General features: G+C 31.7%; 1 protein-coding gene. It reads left to right on the top strand.

Annotation, left to right across the window (positions count from 1 at the left end; all coding sequences use genetic code 11):
- Window positions 1-432, top strand: a 432-nt coding sequence (locus Q0881_RS17750) for a thioredoxin domain-containing protein (RefSeq protein ID WP_299163311.1), incomplete at both ends; no start/stop codon positions are given.

The raw sequence follows: 432 nt of genomic DNA, 5'->3' as shown, positions 1-432 counted from the left end.
AAAATCAAAATTAGAAATAGTTGTCATAACCAATCCATTTTGTGGGCACTGTAAACCAGTTCATAAACATGTAGATGATATTTTACACAGGTATGGGAACAATGTAAAAATAAGAGTACGATTTAATATTAGTACACAAGATACCAATAGTGATGGAGTTAAAATAACAAGTCGATTAATCGAAATATACAATACCAAAGGAGCTACCCAATGTTTACTTGCCATGGGTGAAATTTATGAAGGAGAAAAGCCTTTAGTTTGGTTACAGAAATGGGGAGCTTGTACAGATGACACTACCTACATTGCTGAATTAGAAAAAGAAAATGTTTGGTGTAAAGAAAACGCCATCAATTTCACACCAGAAATATTAATCAATGGAAAATCATTTCCAAAAGAATATGGCAGAACAGATCTAATCTTTTTTATAGAAGA

Origin of the sequence: uncultured Tenacibaculum sp. (genome assembly GCF_947494125.1) — a bacterium.
In the GTDB taxonomy this organism is placed as follows: Bacteria; Bacteroidota; Bacteroidia; order Flavobacteriales; family Flavobacteriaceae; genus Polaribacter.
The sequence above is the reverse complement of the archived record's forward strand: the minus strand, read 5'-3'. Positions and strand labels throughout refer to the sequence as shown.